The organism is Amnibacterium soli, from assembly GCF_039544415.1.
GTDB classification, from domain to species: Bacteria; Actinomycetota; Actinomycetes; order Actinomycetales; family Microbacteriaceae; genus Amnibacterium; species Amnibacterium soli.
Genome location: NZ_BAABLP010000001.1, coordinates 540,273 through 554,396 on the forward strand (window position 1 = coordinate 540,273; position 14,124 = coordinate 554,396).

The window sequence follows — 14,124 nt, forward strand, 5'->3', positions numbered from 1 at the left end:
GGACGGCCCGACGGTACCGCCCCGCCCCTGCGCGATCGCGGGTCAGCCCACGTGGAAGGCGCCGTTGCTGTGCAGGACCTGCCCGGAGATCCAGCCGCCGCGGTCGGACAGCAGGAAGCGCACGAGGTCCGCCGTGTCGGCGGGGGTGCCGAGCCGGCCCGCGGGCGTCTCGGCGAGGCAGGCGGCGCGGATCGCGTCGTCCATCCAGCCCGTGTCGATGGGGCCCGGGTTGACGAGGTTCGCGCGGACGCCGCGCGGTCCGAGCTCGACCGCGGCGGCCTGCACGAGCCGGTCGAGCGCGCCCTTGCTCGCGCCGTACGGCAGGTTGAAGGCGGTGTGGTCGCTCGTCAGGGCGACGATCCGGCCCGTCGTGGCGACGCTCGGCGCGTCCGGCAGCAGCTCGGCGAAGTGCTTGATCAGCAGCCACGACGCGCGGCTGTTGACGGCGAAGTGCCGGTCCCACGCCTCCACGGAGGTGTCGAGGATCCCGCTGTCGATCGACTCGCTGTGCGACATCACGAGCGCGCGCACGTCTCCGGCGGCCGACGCCTCGGCGAGGACCGCTCGTGGCGCGTCCGCGTCGGCGAGGTCCGCCTCGATCGTCGTGACGGTCGCGCCGAGCGCGCGCGCCTGCTCGGCGACCGCGGTCACGTCCTCGCGCCCGCCGCCGATGCCGAGCCGTCGGTCGTAGGGCGTCCAGTGGGTGAGCGCGAGGTCCCACCCGTCCTCCGCGAGCCCCGTCGCGATCGCCGCCGCGATGCCCCGGGCGCGTCCCACGCCGGTCAGGACCGCCACACCCCGTCGTTGCGTCATGGGTTCAGTGTGGCGCTCGCAGCAGCCGCGCGACGAGCCGCTGCAGTCGCCGCTCCGGTCGGGCGCCGTGGCAGCGTCCGCCTGCCCGTCGGCGTCGTCGAGACCGCTGTCCGGGCCTGCGCAGGATCTGGGAGCCTGACTGCTGGCGGCGCGCTCCTGCGCCCGCTCGGAGGGAGCCGCATGCGGGTCGCGGTCGTCGGGGCCGGGCGGATGGGTGAGACGCACGCCGCGGCGTGGAGCGCGCTCGCACCGGAGGCGGAGGTCGTCGCCGTCGTGGGGCGGCGCGGACCGGTCGCGCTGGAGGCCGCGCCGGCGGCCCGGAGCACCGATCTCCTCGGCGTCCTCCGGGATCCCGACATCGGGATCGTGTCGATCTGCACCCCGACGGGCACGCACCTCGAGCTGACGGAGCGGGCGCTCGCGGCGGGCAAGCACGTGCTGCTCGAGAAGCCGCTCGCGCTGACCGCGGCGGAGGGGGAACGGCTCGTCGAGCTCGGTCGCCGGTCCCGCTCGGTGCTGATGGTCGCGCACGTGGTCCGCTTCTTCCCCGGGTCCGTCGCGGTGCGGGAGCTGGTCGAGCAGGGGCGCCTCGGCGCGGTGCGGGAGGCGCGGTCGGACCGGCTCGCCCCCGCCGACGGCCGACCGGCCTGGCTCGACGACGAGCAGCGGTCGGGCGGGTTCCTGCTGGACCTCGCCGTGCACGACTTCGACCAGCTGCTCCTGCTGCTCGGCCCGGCCGTCCGCGTCGAGGCCAGGCACGGCGCCGACGGGACGGCGGAGGTGACCGTGCAGCACCGGGGCGGCGGGGTCGGGCACGTCCGGGCCGGATGGGACCTGCCTCCGTCCTTCCCGTTCAGCACCCTCCTCGAGGTGACGGGGGAGCGGGGCAGCGCCCGGTACGCGGCGGCGGGCGGCAGCAGCGAGCTCGTCGTCGACGCCGGGGGCGCCTCGTCGCGCACGCCCGTCGATCCCGGTGCGCCCTACACGGCGCAGGCGCGCGTGTTCCTCGACTGCATCCGGTCGGGCGCCCGGCCGGTGCACGGCGATCCGGCCGCGTCGCTCGCGGCGGTGCGGCTGGCGATCGCGGCGCGGGAGGCGCTCGCGAGCGGAGCGGCCGTCGAGCTCGCTTGAGGGCTAGGGGCGCTGCGCGACGAGCGATGCGTTGCGCCTGCCGTTCGGTGCGACCCGGTCGCGCGTGCTCTCGACGGTGAACCCGGCCGCCTCGACCGCCGCGCTCAACCCGTCGATGGGCCATGCCCACGCGGTGACGACGCGGTGGTCGAACGGCTGGAGGCGGTCGCCGCTGAAGAAACCGACCAGCAGGCGGCCGCCGGGCCGCAGCGCGCGGGCGAATGCGGCGAGGATGCCGGGGACCTCCTCCGGGTCGGTGTGGATCACGGAGAACCAGGAGAGGACGCCGCCGAGCGAGCCGTCCGCGAGGTCGAGCCGTCGCAGGTCGCCGAGCCGGAAGTCGACGCCCGGCCACGTGCGCCGCGCGTGCTCGACGAACCGCGGCGTCGCGTCGACCCCCTCCACCGCGACCCCGAGGTCGTGGAGGTGCCCCGACCAGTGCCCGGGGCCGCATCCGGCGTCGAGCACGGGACCGTGCACCGCCGCGCCCAGTCCCGGATCAGGTCCCGGTCCTCGGCGTCGGCCAGGTCCGCCGACCCGATGCGCTCGATGTACGACGGCGCCGCGGCGCCGTACGCCTCGGTCACGAGGTCGAGGTCCGCCGCTGCCGCATCGCGCTCGATCACGGCTGCACCGAACCACCCGGGTCGGACGGTCAGCGGTGCTGCACCCGGACGTTTCCCTCGGTCATCGAGCCGAGGTCCGCATCGAGGTCGATCCGCAGCGGACCGAGCCCGCCCGGCACGACGTGGTCGCCGGAGGTCTCGAAGGCCGGGCCCGTCCACTCCGCCCATGCGGCGACGGGCGCCCGGAGGACCTGGGAGGCGTGGGCCGTGCCCAGGATCCGCCCGCCGATCCGCACGTGCGTGCGCAGCCACGGGTCGAGCGGCAGCCCGTCGTCGCGCGTCCACGACGCGTACTCGTCGATGCCGACGAGCGGGAAGGAGCGGCGGCCGCTGTTCTTCGGCTGCGCGACGAGCTGGAGCGGCACCCGCGTCGGCTGAGCGCGAGCGGGTGCTCGCGGATCCGGATCGGCGAACCTGCGGGCGGTCAGCGGAACCAGTGCTGGAGGACCACGTCGGCCACCTCCGCCGGCTCGCGCGCCGTCGTGTCCACCTCCAGGTCGTAGTCGATCCCGACGTGCACCGACTCCGCCTGCAGCCGGGCCATGCCCTCGCCGCGGTCGCCCCGCATCCGCTCGCGGTCGGCGGCGACGCCGGGGTCGCAGCGGACGCCGACCCAGCCGACCGGCACGTGCTGCAGCGCCCGTCGCCACCGCTCCTGCGCCGCGCGTCCGCTGACGAAGCCGTCCTCGACCAGCACCTGCGCTCCGAGCTCCGCCATGCGCGCGATGCCCGCCATCCAGCGCTCCTCGACCTCCGTGAAGGCCGCGCCGACGTGCACCTCGCCGTCGGGCGCCAGGTCCAGCCCGTCCGGCGCGAGCAGCGAGGGCGGGCAGGCGTCGATGAGCGTGTCGACGCTGAAGCGCAGCCAGACCCCGGGCAGGACGAGCTGGAGCGCGCGGGTCAGACTCGACTTGCCGGAGCTGGAGCCGCCGTTGCAGACGAGGACGCGCGGTCGCGTGTGCTGCGCCAGCGCGACGGCGGTCGCCTGCTCGACCGCGGAGCCGTGCCACCGCACGGCGGCGGGGTCCGGCACGAGGCCGTCCGCCCACGGCACGTCGAAGTGCCGTCCGGGTCCGTCCGGCTCCTGGATCTCGAGGATCGCCTCGGACGCGAGGTCGTCGAGCGATGCGGCCGGGTCGCTGAAGACCTCGCGGCCGTAGTCGTCGAGCACCCAGCGGCGGGCGTCGACCGGGTGCGTCTCGAACCGGCCGCGCACCTGGGAGATCCAGCGGTACAGCACCACCACCGCATCGCCGTCGACGCGGCCGGCGACCCACTCCACCCACGCCTCGTCGTCCTCGACCAGCCGGAAGGACGCCCGGATCCGGTCGAGGAACTCCTGCTCGCGCGACATCGCAGCAGCATGCACCCGAAGGCGCCCGCGGCTCAGCCCGGGACCTCGGTGCCCCAGCCGTCGAACTCCGCGCCGTGCTGCGCCGCGACCTCGACCATCCGATCGGTCCACGCGTCGATCGCGTCGGGGTTCAGCGTCATCGGCGGCGTGGACGCCTCCACGGCCCAGACGTGCCGGCGGCGCAGGAAGCCCTGCTTCACGACCTCCACCCGCACGCTGTAGCCGAAGCCGTCGCGGAGGTGCACGGCGAGGTCCTCCGCCTCCGCGCCGGATCGCGCCCAGAAGTTCGCGTCCGGCGTGAGCGGGGTGCCCGGAGTGACGCCGTGCCGCTGCAGCTGCTGCCAGATCTCGATGTTGTCCCGGTGGTGCGCCCGCTGGTCCTGCTCGAGCCGCGGCGCCGGCCGCACGGTCGCGGCCGTCCACTCCATGAACACCAGGCCGGGGACCGGACGGGTGGCGCGGATCATCTCGTCGGTCCACTCGTCGATGGCGCGCAGCGTCCAGGTGCCCACGGGCAGCACCGCGGTGAGGACCCACGGCATCCCGCCGCTGCCGTCCGGCTCCCGCCCGACCTCGACCTCGTACCCGTAGTCCGTCTCGAGGATGCGCTGCATCGGCACGACGTCCTCGTCGTCCCACGTGCCGAAGCGGCCGCGCACCCGGATCAGGGTGTCGGGCGTGACGCCGCTGCGCTCGCACACCTCCCACAGCTCCGCGTTCTGCGCCCGGATCTGCTGCTGCCAGTCGCGCGACAGCGGGTCGAGGTCGTCGCCGGGGTCGCTGGGCATGCGTCGATCCTCGTCCCGATCGCCGACGCCCGCGCCCCGGGCGCGGAGGACCGGCGTCCCCGCGGCGTGGGACGATCACGGCGCAGGTGCACGGCGATCCCGCCGAGGAGGTCACCGGACGGCCCGTCGGGTCGGGCTCGACGAGGAGGGGGACGGCGTGAAGGTCGTCTGGAACGCGCACAACGGCCGTTGGGCCGACAACCCGCGCGCGCTGTACGAGACGCTGATCGCCCGCGGCGACGCGGGCGACGAGCACCTGTGGCTGGCGGACATGCGCCGCATCGACGCCTTCCCGCCCGAGGTGCCGACCGTGCCCATCGGGACCCCGGAGGCGGTCGCGGCGCTCGAGGCCGCCGACGTCGTCGTCTCGAACACCCACATCCAGCTCGACTCCTGGCGCAAGAAGCCGGGCGCGGTGTACCTGCAGACCTGGCACGGCACCCCCTTGAAGCGCATCCACCGCGACGCCGCATCGCAGCCGGCGGACGACGTGATGGCGGAGCTCGACGAGGACATCGCGCGCTGGGACCTGCTGGTCTCGCCGACGCCGGAGGGCACGCGGCTGCTGCGCTCGGCCTTCGGGTACACGGGGCGCGTGCTCGAGACGGGCTACCCCCGCAACGACGTGCTGCTCGCCCCCGACGCGGCCGAGCGCCGCGCCCGCCTCCGCGCCCGCTTCGGCATCGCCGAGGGCACGAAGGCCGTGCTCTACGCCCCGACCTACCGCGACGACGAGGCCGACGTCGGCGTCGACGCGCCGCTCGGGCTCGACGCCGAGGCGCTCGCCGCATCGCTCGGCAACGACGCGGTCGTGCTGCTGCGCCTGCACCATTACATGTGGCACCAGCCGCGCCCGGCGAGCAGCGAGACGGTGCTCGACGTGTCGGAGCACCCCGACATCGCCGACCTCTACCTGGTCGCCGACGCGCTCGTCACCGACTACTCGTCGTCCATGTTCGACTTCGCGGTCACCGGCCGGCCGATCGTGCTGTTCGCCTACGACCTCGAGCGGTACCGCGACCGCCTCCGCGGCTTCACCTTCGACCTCGAGACGGAGGGGCCCGGCCCGGTCGTGCTCGAGCAGGAGGCGCTCGCGGACGCGCTGCGCGACCTGCCGGCGCTCGCCGCGGCGGAGGCGGAGCGGTACGCCCGCTTCGTCGAGCGGTGGTGCGCCCTCGAGGACGGCCGCGCGAGCGAGCGGGTGCTCGACGCCCTCCGGCCCCGCTGAGCGGCTCGTGTCCGAGCGCGTCGAGACGGCACCGCCCGCGCTGACGGCCGACGAGCTGGCGCGCGTGCAGCGCCGCACGCTCGCCGTCGTCGTGCTCGCCCAGGTGCTCGGCGGCGCCGGGCTCGCCGCCGGGCTGACGGTCGGCGCCCTGCTCGCCGCGCAGCTGCTCGGCGGGGAGGGCTACGCCGGCCTGCCCGTCGCGGTGCTGACCGTCGGCTCGGCGCTGACGGCCTACCTCGTCGGCCGGCTCACGAACCGGTTCGGGAGGCGGCCCGGGCTCGGCCTCGGCTTCGCGGCCGGGGGAGCGGGCGCCGTCGGCGTCGTCGCGGCGGCCGCCCTGCATTCCGCGCCCCTGCTCTTCGCGGCGCTGTTCGTCTACGGCGCCGGGTCCGCCACGAACCTGCAGTCGCGGTACGCGGGCACCGACCTGGCCGCGCCGCAGCGGCGGGGCACGGCCGTGAGCATCGCCCTGGTGTCGACGACCGTCGGCGCGGTCGCGGGACCGAACCTCGTCACGCCGATGGGGCGGGTCGCGACCGCGCTCGGCGTGCCGGCGCTGGCCGGCCCGTTCCTGCTCGCCGCCGCGGCCTACCTCGCCGCGGGGCTCGCGATCACGGTCCTCCTCCGGCCCGACCCCTACCTCCTCGCCCGGCGCAGCGCGGAGGCCGCGCGGTCGAGCGCGACGGGCGCCGCGGAGGGGGGATGGACCTGCGCGGCGTCGTCGCCGGCGCGACCGTGCTGGTCGTCGCGCAGATCGCGATGACCGCCGTGATGACGATGACGCCGGTGCACATGCGGCAGCACCACCGGGGCCTCGACGCGATCGGGCTCGTGATCGGCCTGCACATCGCCGCGATGTACCTGCCGTCGCTGCTGACGGGTGCCCTCGTCGACCGGGTCGGGCGCACGCCGGTCGCGATCGCGTCCAGCGTGTTCCTCGCGCTCGCGGGGCTGGCCGCGGCCCTGCTCGACGCGACGGTCGCCTCGAGCGTGATCACGCTCGTGCTGCTCGGGTTCGGCTGGAACCTCGGCCTCATCACCGGCACCGCGATGGTCGTCGACGCGACGACGCCCGCGACCCGCGGCCGCGTGCAGGGCCGGGTCGACGTGCTGGTCGCCCTGTCGGGCGCCGGCGGCGGCGCGGCCTCCGGCGTCGTGGTCGCGATGACGAGCTACGGCGTGCTCGCGCTGCTCGGCGGCGCGCTGGCGCTGCTGCTCGTCCCGGTGCTCGCGGTGCGGGCGGGACGTCGGCCGCGGGTCGGCTGACCCGGGGTCAGCGCGCGAGCGCCTCCGGCGCGAGCGTGCGGCGCACGGTCGCCGCGTCCCGCGTCCACACCGCCGCGTCGAGGCGCAGGACGACCGCGGCGTCGCCCGGCCGCGCGATCCGCACCCGCACGCCGTCGGCGGCTGCGAGCCGGCGGACGCGCCGGCGCACCACGGCGGCGGCCAGGTCGTCGGGCACCGTCCGCACGCACTGCTCCTCGTCGCGGCCCGTCGCCCGGATCGGCGCCGCGAGCCCCTCCGCCTCGACCGTCGCGGCAGCAGCGTCCTCCTCGGGCCCGTTGCGGAGCGCCCGGCGCCCCCGGGTCCTACAGTGCTCCACCGTGAGCGGGCTGGTGGAGGCGGTGGCGCCCGCGCGGATCGGCGCCTCGTTCCGCTGGCTGCTCGCCTCCACGTGGACCTCGAACCTCGGCGACGGGCTCGCGCTGGCCGCGGGGCCGCTGCTGGTCGCACGGCTCGCGGGCTCGCCGGTCCTGGTCGCGCTGGCCGCGGCGCTGCAGTGGCTGCCGCCGCTCGTGCTCGGGCTGGTCGCCGGGGTCGTGACCGACCGGGTCGACCGGCGGAGGATCGTCGTCGCAACCGGCCTGGTGCGCGTCGTGGTGCTGGGCGTGCTCGTCGCCGCGGTGGTCACGGGCGCGGTCGGCATCGCCCTGGTGCTCGCGGCCCTGTTCCTGCTCGGGGTCGCGGAGGTGTTCGGCGACAGCGCGGAGGCTACGCTGCTGCCCGTCGTCGTCGAGCGCGACGACCTGGCGCTCGGCAACGCCCGCCTGCTCGGCGGGTTCGTCACCCTGCAGAACCTGGTCGGACCGCCGGTCGGCGCCCTCCTGTTCGCGGCCGGTTCCGCGTGGCCGTTCGCGGCGCAGGCGGTGCTGCTGCTCGCCGGCGCGCTGCTGGTGACCCGGATCGTGCTGCCCGCCGCGCCCGCGCGGCCGTCCGCTGCGCCGCACCGCGAGATCGGGGAGGCGCTGCGCTGGACCTGGGCGCACGCGAACGTGCGCACCCTCGTGCTGACGATCCTGCTCTTCAACACGACCTACGGCACCGCCTGGTCCGTGCTCGTGCTCTACGCGACCGAGCGGCTGGGGCTCGGCCCGCTCGGGTACGGCGCGATCACGGCCGTGATCGCGGTCGGCGGGATCGTCGCGACGGTCGGCTACGGCGCGCTCACCCGACGGGTGTCCTTGGCGGCGCTGATGCGGGTCGGGCTGCTCGTGGAGACGGCGACCCACCTCGCGCTCGCGCTGACGACCACGCCGTGGGTCGCGTACGTCGTGTTCGCGGTCTTCGGCGCCCACGCGTTCGTCTGGGGCACGACCTCCGTCACGGTCCGGCAGCGCGCCGTGCCGCAGGCGCTGCAGGGCCGGGTGGGCAGCGTCAACACCGTGGCGAACTTCGGCGGCCTGGTGATCGGCTCGGCGATCGGCGGCGCGCTCGCGGAGGGCTTCGGCGTCGTCGCGCCGTTCTGGTTCGCCTTCGTCGGCTCGGCGGTGCTCGTCGTCGCGCTGTGGGGGCAGCTCGCGCACATCGCGCACGCCGATGCCGACGCGGGGCGCCCCTCCGGCGCTCGCTGATCCGGAGGCGGCGCGTCAGACGGCGGTGCGGATGCGGACCTCGCGCTCCATCCGCTTCTCGTGCCGCTCCCGGCCCTTGATCGCCTCGAGCTCGCGGCTCTTCGGCGGCGCGGTCGTCACCAGACGGTCGAGCATCCGCCGGGTCGCGGCGGCGATCTCGTCGATCGCCTCGTCGAAGGCCTCGGCGTTCGCGCGCGAGGGCCGGGTCGACCCGCTCACCTTCCGCACGAACTGCAGCGCCGCCTCCCGCACCTCGGCGTCGCTCGTGGCGGGTTCGAAGTTGTGGAGGCAGCGGATGTTCCGGCACATGCGCGCGACCATAGGCGTCGCCGAGCGGGTCCGCCAGGGGTCCGGCCGAGGAGGCTGCGGCGCGGTTCAGCGGCCGCTGGTGTGCACGATCGGCACGTCCCTGCAGGACGAGCCGTTCGCCTCCTGGACCTGCTCGCTGTCCGCCGCGTAGGTCGTGGTGCCGCGCCTGGTCGTGCCGTTCGTCGCGGTGCGGCCGTCGGCGGACACGTTCACGGGGGTGGTGTCGATCCGGTAGCGCCCGTCCGCCAGGCGCACGGCGTCCAGCCCGACGAGCCCCAGCGTGCCGTCGACGTACGAGGAGCAGCCGACGCCGGTGCCCTTCGTGCCGAAGCCGCGCAGGGCGAAGGAGTACGGGCGCCCGTCGACGCCCTTCGGCTGCACGAAGCGGCAGTCGACGAACGCGTGCAGGGTGGCGGTCCTGCCGTCATCGGTCACCGCGAGCACGTTGACGGCGAACCTCGTCATCCACCCGTTGTGCATCGCCGGGCCCGCCAGGTCGTCGGGCAGCACGATCGTCGCGCCCGACTTCGTGTGCACCCCGAACTCGAAGGCCGGGGTCTCCGAGTAGAACTCGACGGCGTCCGAGTCCGTCTCGTCGACGTCCCGGATCGTCGCGGTGTCCGCGCCGGCCGGGATCCGCACGCCGTTCGGCGAGCAGCCCTTCCCGCTGCCCTGCTGCGAGGAGGCGGGGGAGGGGGCGGCGGTCGCGGTCGCCGACGCGACCGGGGTCGCGGAGGCGGTGACGGTCGGCTCGGGCGTCGCGGAGCGGCCGACCGCGGTCGTCGGCGAGCCGACGGCGACGGTCGCGGAGGGCTCCTCCGCGGGAGCCGTGCAACCGGTGAGCAGCGCCGCGGCGGCGGCCACGGCCGCGACGCCGGCGATGCGCCGCGCCGGGCCTCCGAGCCTCGAGCGGCCGGGGATCCGAGTCGACGACGTGTGCATGCGGTCCTCCTCGTCGAGCGCAGGATGCGCCCTCCACCCGGGTATGTCCGGTGGAGGCGGCGGTGTCACAGATGCTCGGGCCCCGTGGTCAGCGCCGCTGCAGGAGACGCCCCGGCCGCAGAATGCGCACGTCGGCGTCGTCGGTGCTGTCGACCACGTCCTGGTCGAGGTGCGTTGCGGTAGGCACGGCGGCTGCGCTCCTCCCTACGTCCGGTACATGTCCGGACCGGCGGCGGCGCTAACCGCTCGCGTCGACATCCGCTGCACCGGGCGACGGTAGGAGGAGGGGAACGGGTCGCGGATCCTCCCGAGGGCCCGACCGCATGCGCCCGCAGGAGGAACGTGGTCCCGCGGTACCACGGGCGATGACCCGTCCGGTCGATCCGCCGCGGGCTGCGCCTTCCTAGCGTCGGGAGGGTGATCGAAGTCAGCCACCTCACCAAGCGCTACGGGACCCGCACGGCCGTCGACGACGTCTCCTTCCGCATCGAGCCCGGCCGGGTCACCGGCTTCCTCGGCCCGAACGGCGCGGGCAAGTCCACGACGCTGCGCATGATCCTCGGCCTCGACCGCCCGACGTCCGGCCGCGCGACCGTCGACGGCCGCGCCTACGCCGACCTCGCCGCGCCGATCCGCAGCGTGGGCGCGATGCTCGACGGCCGGACCGTCCACCCGGGTCGCACCGCCGCCGCCCACCTCCGATCGATCGCGGACACGCACGAGCTGCCGCGGACCCGCGTGCAGGAGGTGCTCGAGCTCACGGGTCTGCGCGAGGTGGCCCGACGCCGGGTCGGCACCTTCTCGCTCGGGATGACGCAGCGGCTCGGCATCGCCGCCGCGCTGCTCGGCGACCCGCGCACGATCCTGCTCGACGAGCCGGTCAACGGGCTCGACCCCGAGGGCGTCCTCTGGATCCGCGCGCTCACGAGGCGGATGGCGGCGGAGGAGCGGGCCGTGCTGATCTCGAGCCACCTGATGAGCGAGGTCGCGCAGACCGTCGACCAGGTGCTCGTCCTCGGGGCCGGCAGGGTGCTCGCGGACGCGCCGCTGCACGAGCTGCTGACCGCCGAGGCCGCGCCGCTCGTGCGACTCCGCGCCGACGACCTCGCCCGCCTCGTCGGGCCGCTGATCGCCGCGGGCGGCTCCGTCAGCGAGACCGAGCCGCGTGCCGCCGACGTCGTCGGCCTCACCGCCGAGCAGGTCGCCCGCATCGCGGCCGATCGCGGTGTCGTGCTCTCCGAGCTCACCGCCGTCGAGCGCTCGCTGGAGGACGCGTACTTCGCCCTCACCGCGGACGCCGTCCAGTACCGCTCGACCGCCGCCGGCGACGAGCCCCGCCCCGCCCAGCGCACGAAGGAGCCCCGCCGATGACCGCCCTCGAGAATCCCCGCACCACGACGGCGACCGAGCGGCGGGTGCGCTTCCGCGGCGTGCTGCGCGCGGAGGCCGGCAAGACGACCTCCCTCCGCTCCCTGCGGATCTCGATGGCGGCGCTGCCGCTGCTGATCGCCGCGGGCATGCTGCTGCGGGCGTGGGCGTACGCGCAGACCGCCGCGAACGGGCCGGTCGGCGTGCCGCCCGCCTTCGGCTGGCAGGACGTGCTCGGCATCGGCGTGCACGCCGGCGAGCTCGGCGCCGTGGTGCTCGCGGCGATCCTCGCCGGGTCGGAGTACACGGCGAGGGCGGCCGTCAGCACCTACCTCGCCGTGCCGCACCGGCTCGTCGTCCTGGCGGCGAAGGCCCTGGTCCTCGTCGCGGCCACCGCGGTGCTCGCCGCGATCGGCCTCCTCGTCGGCGCGGCCGTCTCGGCGCCGTTCATGGCGCAGGCGCACCTCGCGCAGCCGTGGTCCGCGACCGCGGGGGACGCCGCGTCGGGCGCGGTGCTCCTGGTGATCGTGGCGGTCCTCACCCTCGCCGTCGGCACGCTGACCCGCAGCACGGCGGCGGGCATCGCGATCGTGCTCGCCGTCCTGCTGGTCGGCGGCACGGTCGCGGGGCTGCTCGGCGCGGTGACTGGCGTCGACCTCGGACCGTTCGTGCTCACCTACGCTGCCCCCATGCTGACCGCGCTGCACGACCCGGCCGGGCCCGGCGCCCTGGCCGGCGACGCGGTCGTGACCGCGCTCTGGCTCGCCGTGCCCGCCGCGGCCGCCGGCGTCGCGCTCGTCCGCAGGGACGTCTGAGGACCATGGCGGCCGCTGCTCGCGCGACGGACGACCACCTCCGGCTGCCGCGGCCGCCCGGGGTGGTCCGCCGCTTCGGCGCGGCCCACCCGCGCGCGGTGGACGTGCTCGTGGTCGTGATCGCGCTGCTCGCCGGGTGGGTGCAGGTCGACCGCGTCGGGCTGACCGGCCCATTGTGGGAGGTGCTCGGCGGCCCGTGGTCCGTCGCCATCCTGCTCACGAGCGCGGCGCTGCTCGTGCGCCGCACCCGCCCCGTCCTCCCGCTGGTCGTCGCGGGCGCCGCCGTGCTGCTGAGCGCCGTGGACGACCGCGGACCGCTCGTCGTCCCGCTCGCGGTGTCGGTCTACTCGCTGGCCGTGCACCGGTCGACGCGGGCGGCCGTCGCCGGCGCCGCGGTACTCGTGGTGGCGGTGCTGACCCTGCAGTACGCGGAGGGCGAGGCGCTGGGACGCTCGCCCTTCCTCGCGATCGTGTTCCTCGTCGCCGCGCTGCTGATCGGCGCGAGCGTCGGCGACCGCCGCCGCTACCTCGCCGCGGTGCTCGCGCGGACCGAGCAGCTCGCCGCCGAGCGCGACACGCGGGCCCGGCTCGCCGTGGTGCAGGAGCGCGGCCGGATCGCGCGCGAGCTCCACGACGTGGTCGCGCACGGCCTCAGCGTCATGGTCCGGCTCAGCGACGGTGCCGCGGCGACCGCCGAGTCGGACGCTGCGCGGTCCCGCGCGGCCGTCGAGCAGGTGGGCGAGGTCGGCCGCGGCGCGCTCCGCGACATGCGCCGGCTGCTCGGGGTGCTCGGCGAGGACGAGCCCGGCGCCGGCCACGCGCCCCAGCCCGGCCTCGACGACCTCGACGCCCTGATCGGCACCTACCGGTCCGCCGGGCTGCCGGTCGTCCTCGAGCGCAGCGGCGAGGCCGTGCTCGACGCGGCGGCGCAGCTCGTCGTGTACCGCGCGGTGCAGGAGGGCCTCACGAACGCCCTCCGCTACGCGCGGCTCCCCAGCCGGGTCCTCGTGCGGGTGCGCCTGGCCCGCCAGACCGTGGTCGAGATCACGGACGACGGCGCCGCCGGCCCGCCGGCACCGTCCGTCGGCACGGGTCGCGGGCTGGTCGGTCTGCGGGAGCGGGCCGCGCTCTACGGCGGCTCGGTCGAGGCCGGGTCGCAGGAGGGGCGGGGCTGGTGCACCCGCCTCAGCATGACCGTCGACACCCCGCAGGGAGACCCCGCATGACCGCCTCCGGCATCCGCGTGCTGCTCGTCGACGACCAGGAGCTGGTGCGCGTGGGACTGCGCATGGTGCTCGACGCCGCCGACGGCCTCGAGGTCGTGGGGGAGGCGGCCGACGGCGCCGCCGCGATCCGCCGCGTGCACGAGCTGCGCCCGGACGTCGTGCTGATGGACGTGCGGATGCCCGGTCTCGACGGCATCGAGGCGACCCGGCGCATCACCGCGGAGTCCGACGCCGTCCGGGTGATCCTGCTGACCACCTTCGACCTCGACGAGTACGCCTTCGGCGGGCTGCACGCGGGCGCGAGCGGCTTCCTGCTGAAGGACGTGGCGAGCGACGAGCTCTTGCGGGCGGTCCGGACCGTCGCCTCGGGCGACGCGATCGTCTCGCCCCGCGTCACGCGCCGCATGATCGAGCTGACCCGTGGCATCCTCCCCGCCGCGACCGCGCAGGAGGCGGACGACGGCCTGACGGAGCGCGAGCGCGAGGTGCTGCAGGCGCTCGCCGCGGGCGCCTCGAACCAGGAGATCGCCGCGCAGCTGTTCCTGTCCGAGTCGACGGTCAAGACGCACGTCGGCCGGGTGCTGTCGAAGCTGCACCTGCGCGACCGCGTGCACGCGGTCATCTACGCGTACGAGCACGGCCTCGCGGGACCCGGCAGGGCCTGACCGGGCG

17 protein-coding genes are annotated in these 14,124 nt (G+C 75.8%); 9 read left to right on the plus strand and 8 right to left on the minus strand.

What is annotated here, in order from left to right:
* Positions 1 to 42 precede the first annotated feature (42 nt).
* A complete protein-coding gene (locus tag ABEA53_RS02630; protein WP_345479379.1) occupies positions 43 to 813 on the minus strand; it encodes an SDR family oxidoreductase in 771 nt (256 codons plus the stop codon).
* Between the two features lie 180 nt (positions 814 to 993).
* Here ABEA53_RS02630 and ABEA53_RS02635 point away from each other — a divergent pair, with 180 nt between their 5' ends.
* Positions 994 to 1,944 carry a Gfo/Idh/MocA family protein gene (locus tag ABEA53_RS02635; protein WP_345479380.1) on the plus strand — a complete coding sequence of 317 codons (951 nt, stop codon included), beginning with the start codon at positions 994 to 996 and terminating at the stop codon, positions 1,942 to 1,944.
* A gap of 3 nt (positions 1,945 to 1,947) precedes the next feature.
* Here ABEA53_RS02635 and ABEA53_RS02640 read toward each other — a convergent pair whose 3' ends face one another.
* The 4 genes from ABEA53_RS02640 to ABEA53_RS02655 all read right to left on the minus strand — a co-directional run bounded on the left by ABEA53_RS02640 (position 1,948) and on the right by ABEA53_RS02655 (position 4,712).
* Positions 1,948 to 2,412, minus strand: a complete 465-nt coding sequence (locus tag ABEA53_RS02640; RefSeq protein ID WP_345479381.1) for a class I SAM-dependent methyltransferase — start codon at positions 2,410 to 2,412, stop codon at positions 1,948 to 1,950.
* Between the two features lie 187 nt (positions 2,413 to 2,599).
* Positions 2,600 to 2,935: a hypothetical protein gene (locus tag ABEA53_RS02645; RefSeq protein ID WP_345479383.1), complete on the minus strand. Its 336-nt coding sequence runs from the start codon at positions 2,933 to 2,935 to the stop codon at positions 2,600 to 2,602.
* A gap of 59 nt (positions 2,936 to 2,994) precedes the next feature.
* A complete protein-coding gene (locus tag ABEA53_RS02650; RefSeq protein WP_345479384.1) occupies positions 2,995 to 3,924 on the minus strand; it encodes a chloramphenicol phosphotransferase CPT family protein in 930 nt (309 codons plus the stop codon).
* A gap of 32 nt (positions 3,925 to 3,956) precedes the next feature.
* Positions 3,957 to 4,712, minus strand: coding sequence for a ribonuclease E inhibitor RraB (locus ABEA53_RS02655; protein WP_345479385.1), 756 nt, complete (start codon positions 4,710 to 4,712; stop codon positions 3,957 to 3,959).
* A gap of 157 nt (positions 4,713 to 4,869) precedes the next feature.
* Between ABEA53_RS02655 and ABEA53_RS02660 the strand changes: the two genes are divergently transcribed.
* From ABEA53_RS02660 to ABEA53_RS02670, 3 genes are read left to right on the plus strand one after another with little or no spacing between them, the layout of a single operon-like run.
* Positions 4,870 to 5,940: a CDP-glycerol glycerophosphotransferase family protein gene (locus ABEA53_RS02660; RefSeq protein WP_345479386.1), complete on the plus strand. Its 1,071-nt coding sequence runs from the start codon at positions 4,870 to 4,872 to the stop codon at positions 5,938 to 5,940.
* 7 nt (positions 5,941 to 5,947) lie between these two features.
* Positions 5,948 to 6,703: an MFS transporter gene (locus ABEA53_RS02665; protein ID WP_345479387.1), complete on the plus strand. Its 756-nt coding sequence runs from the start codon at positions 5,948 to 5,950 to the stop codon at positions 6,701 to 6,703.
* Complete coding sequence (locus ABEA53_RS02670; RefSeq protein WP_345479388.1) at positions 6,643 to 7,206, plus strand: MFS transporter; 564 nt, start codon at positions 6,643 to 6,645, stop codon at positions 7,204 to 7,206. Before ABEA53_RS02665 ends, ABEA53_RS02670 begins: the two co-directional genes overlap by 61 nt.
* A 7-nt stretch (positions 7,207 to 7,213) precedes the next feature.
* Here the strand turns inward: ABEA53_RS02670 and ABEA53_RS02675 are convergent, their stop codons facing one another.
* Positions 7,214 to 7,543: a hypothetical protein gene (locus ABEA53_RS02675; protein WP_345479389.1), complete on the minus strand. Its 330-nt coding sequence runs from the start codon at positions 7,541 to 7,543 to the stop codon at positions 7,214 to 7,216.
* A 1-nt stretch (position 7,544) separates the two neighbouring features.
* On the opposite strand from ABEA53_RS02675, the gene ABEA53_RS02680 reads away from it, so the two are divergent.
* Complete coding sequence (locus ABEA53_RS02680; protein WP_345479390.1) at positions 7,545 to 8,792, plus strand: MFS transporter; 1,248 nt, start codon at positions 7,545 to 7,547, stop codon at positions 8,790 to 8,792.
* A gap of 15 nt (positions 8,793 to 8,807) precedes the next feature.
* Here ABEA53_RS02680 and ABEA53_RS02685 read toward each other — a convergent pair whose 3' ends face one another.
* Both ABEA53_RS02685 and ABEA53_RS02690 read right to left on the minus strand, forming a co-directional pair.
* Positions 8,808 to 9,101 (minus strand): DUF2277 domain-containing protein, encoded by a 294-nt coding sequence (locus tag ABEA53_RS02685; protein WP_345479391.1) that lies wholly within the window; start codon positions 9,099 to 9,101, stop codon positions 8,808 to 8,810.
* A gap of 66 nt (positions 9,102 to 9,167) precedes the next feature.
* Positions 9,168 to 10,043: a hypothetical protein gene (locus ABEA53_RS02690; RefSeq protein WP_345479392.1), complete on the minus strand. Its 876-nt coding sequence runs from the start codon at positions 10,041 to 10,043 to the stop codon at positions 9,168 to 9,170.
* 417 nt (positions 10,044 to 10,460) lie between these two features.
* Between ABEA53_RS02690 and ABEA53_RS02695 the strand changes: the two genes are divergently transcribed.
* The 4 genes from ABEA53_RS02695 to ABEA53_RS02710 are packed head-to-tail and all read left to right on the plus strand — an operon-like array spanning position 10,461 to position 14,117.
* The gene (locus ABEA53_RS02695) at positions 10,461 to 11,414 is read left to right on the plus strand and encodes an ABC transporter ATP-binding protein (protein ID WP_345479393.1); all 954 of its coding nucleotides are present in this window, start codon (positions 10,461 to 10,463) and stop codon (positions 11,412 to 11,414) included.
* Entirely contained in the window at positions 11,411 to 12,226 is an 816-nt protein-coding gene (locus tag ABEA53_RS02700; RefSeq protein ID WP_345479394.1) for a hypothetical protein, read from the plus strand. The genes ABEA53_RS02695 and ABEA53_RS02700 overlap by 4 nt, the downstream gene beginning before the upstream one ends.
* Positions 12,227 to 12,231: 5 nt before the next feature.
* Positions 12,232 to 13,452: a sensor histidine kinase gene (locus tag ABEA53_RS02705; RefSeq protein WP_345479395.1), complete on the plus strand. Its 1,221-nt coding sequence runs from the start codon at positions 12,232 to 12,234 to the stop codon at positions 13,450 to 13,452.
* Entirely contained in the window at positions 13,449 to 14,117 is a 669-nt protein-coding gene (locus tag ABEA53_RS02710) for a response regulator (protein ID WP_345479396.1), read from the plus strand. Before ABEA53_RS02705 ends, ABEA53_RS02710 begins: the two co-directional genes overlap by 4 nt.
* Positions 14,118 to 14,124 lie beyond the last annotated feature (7 nt).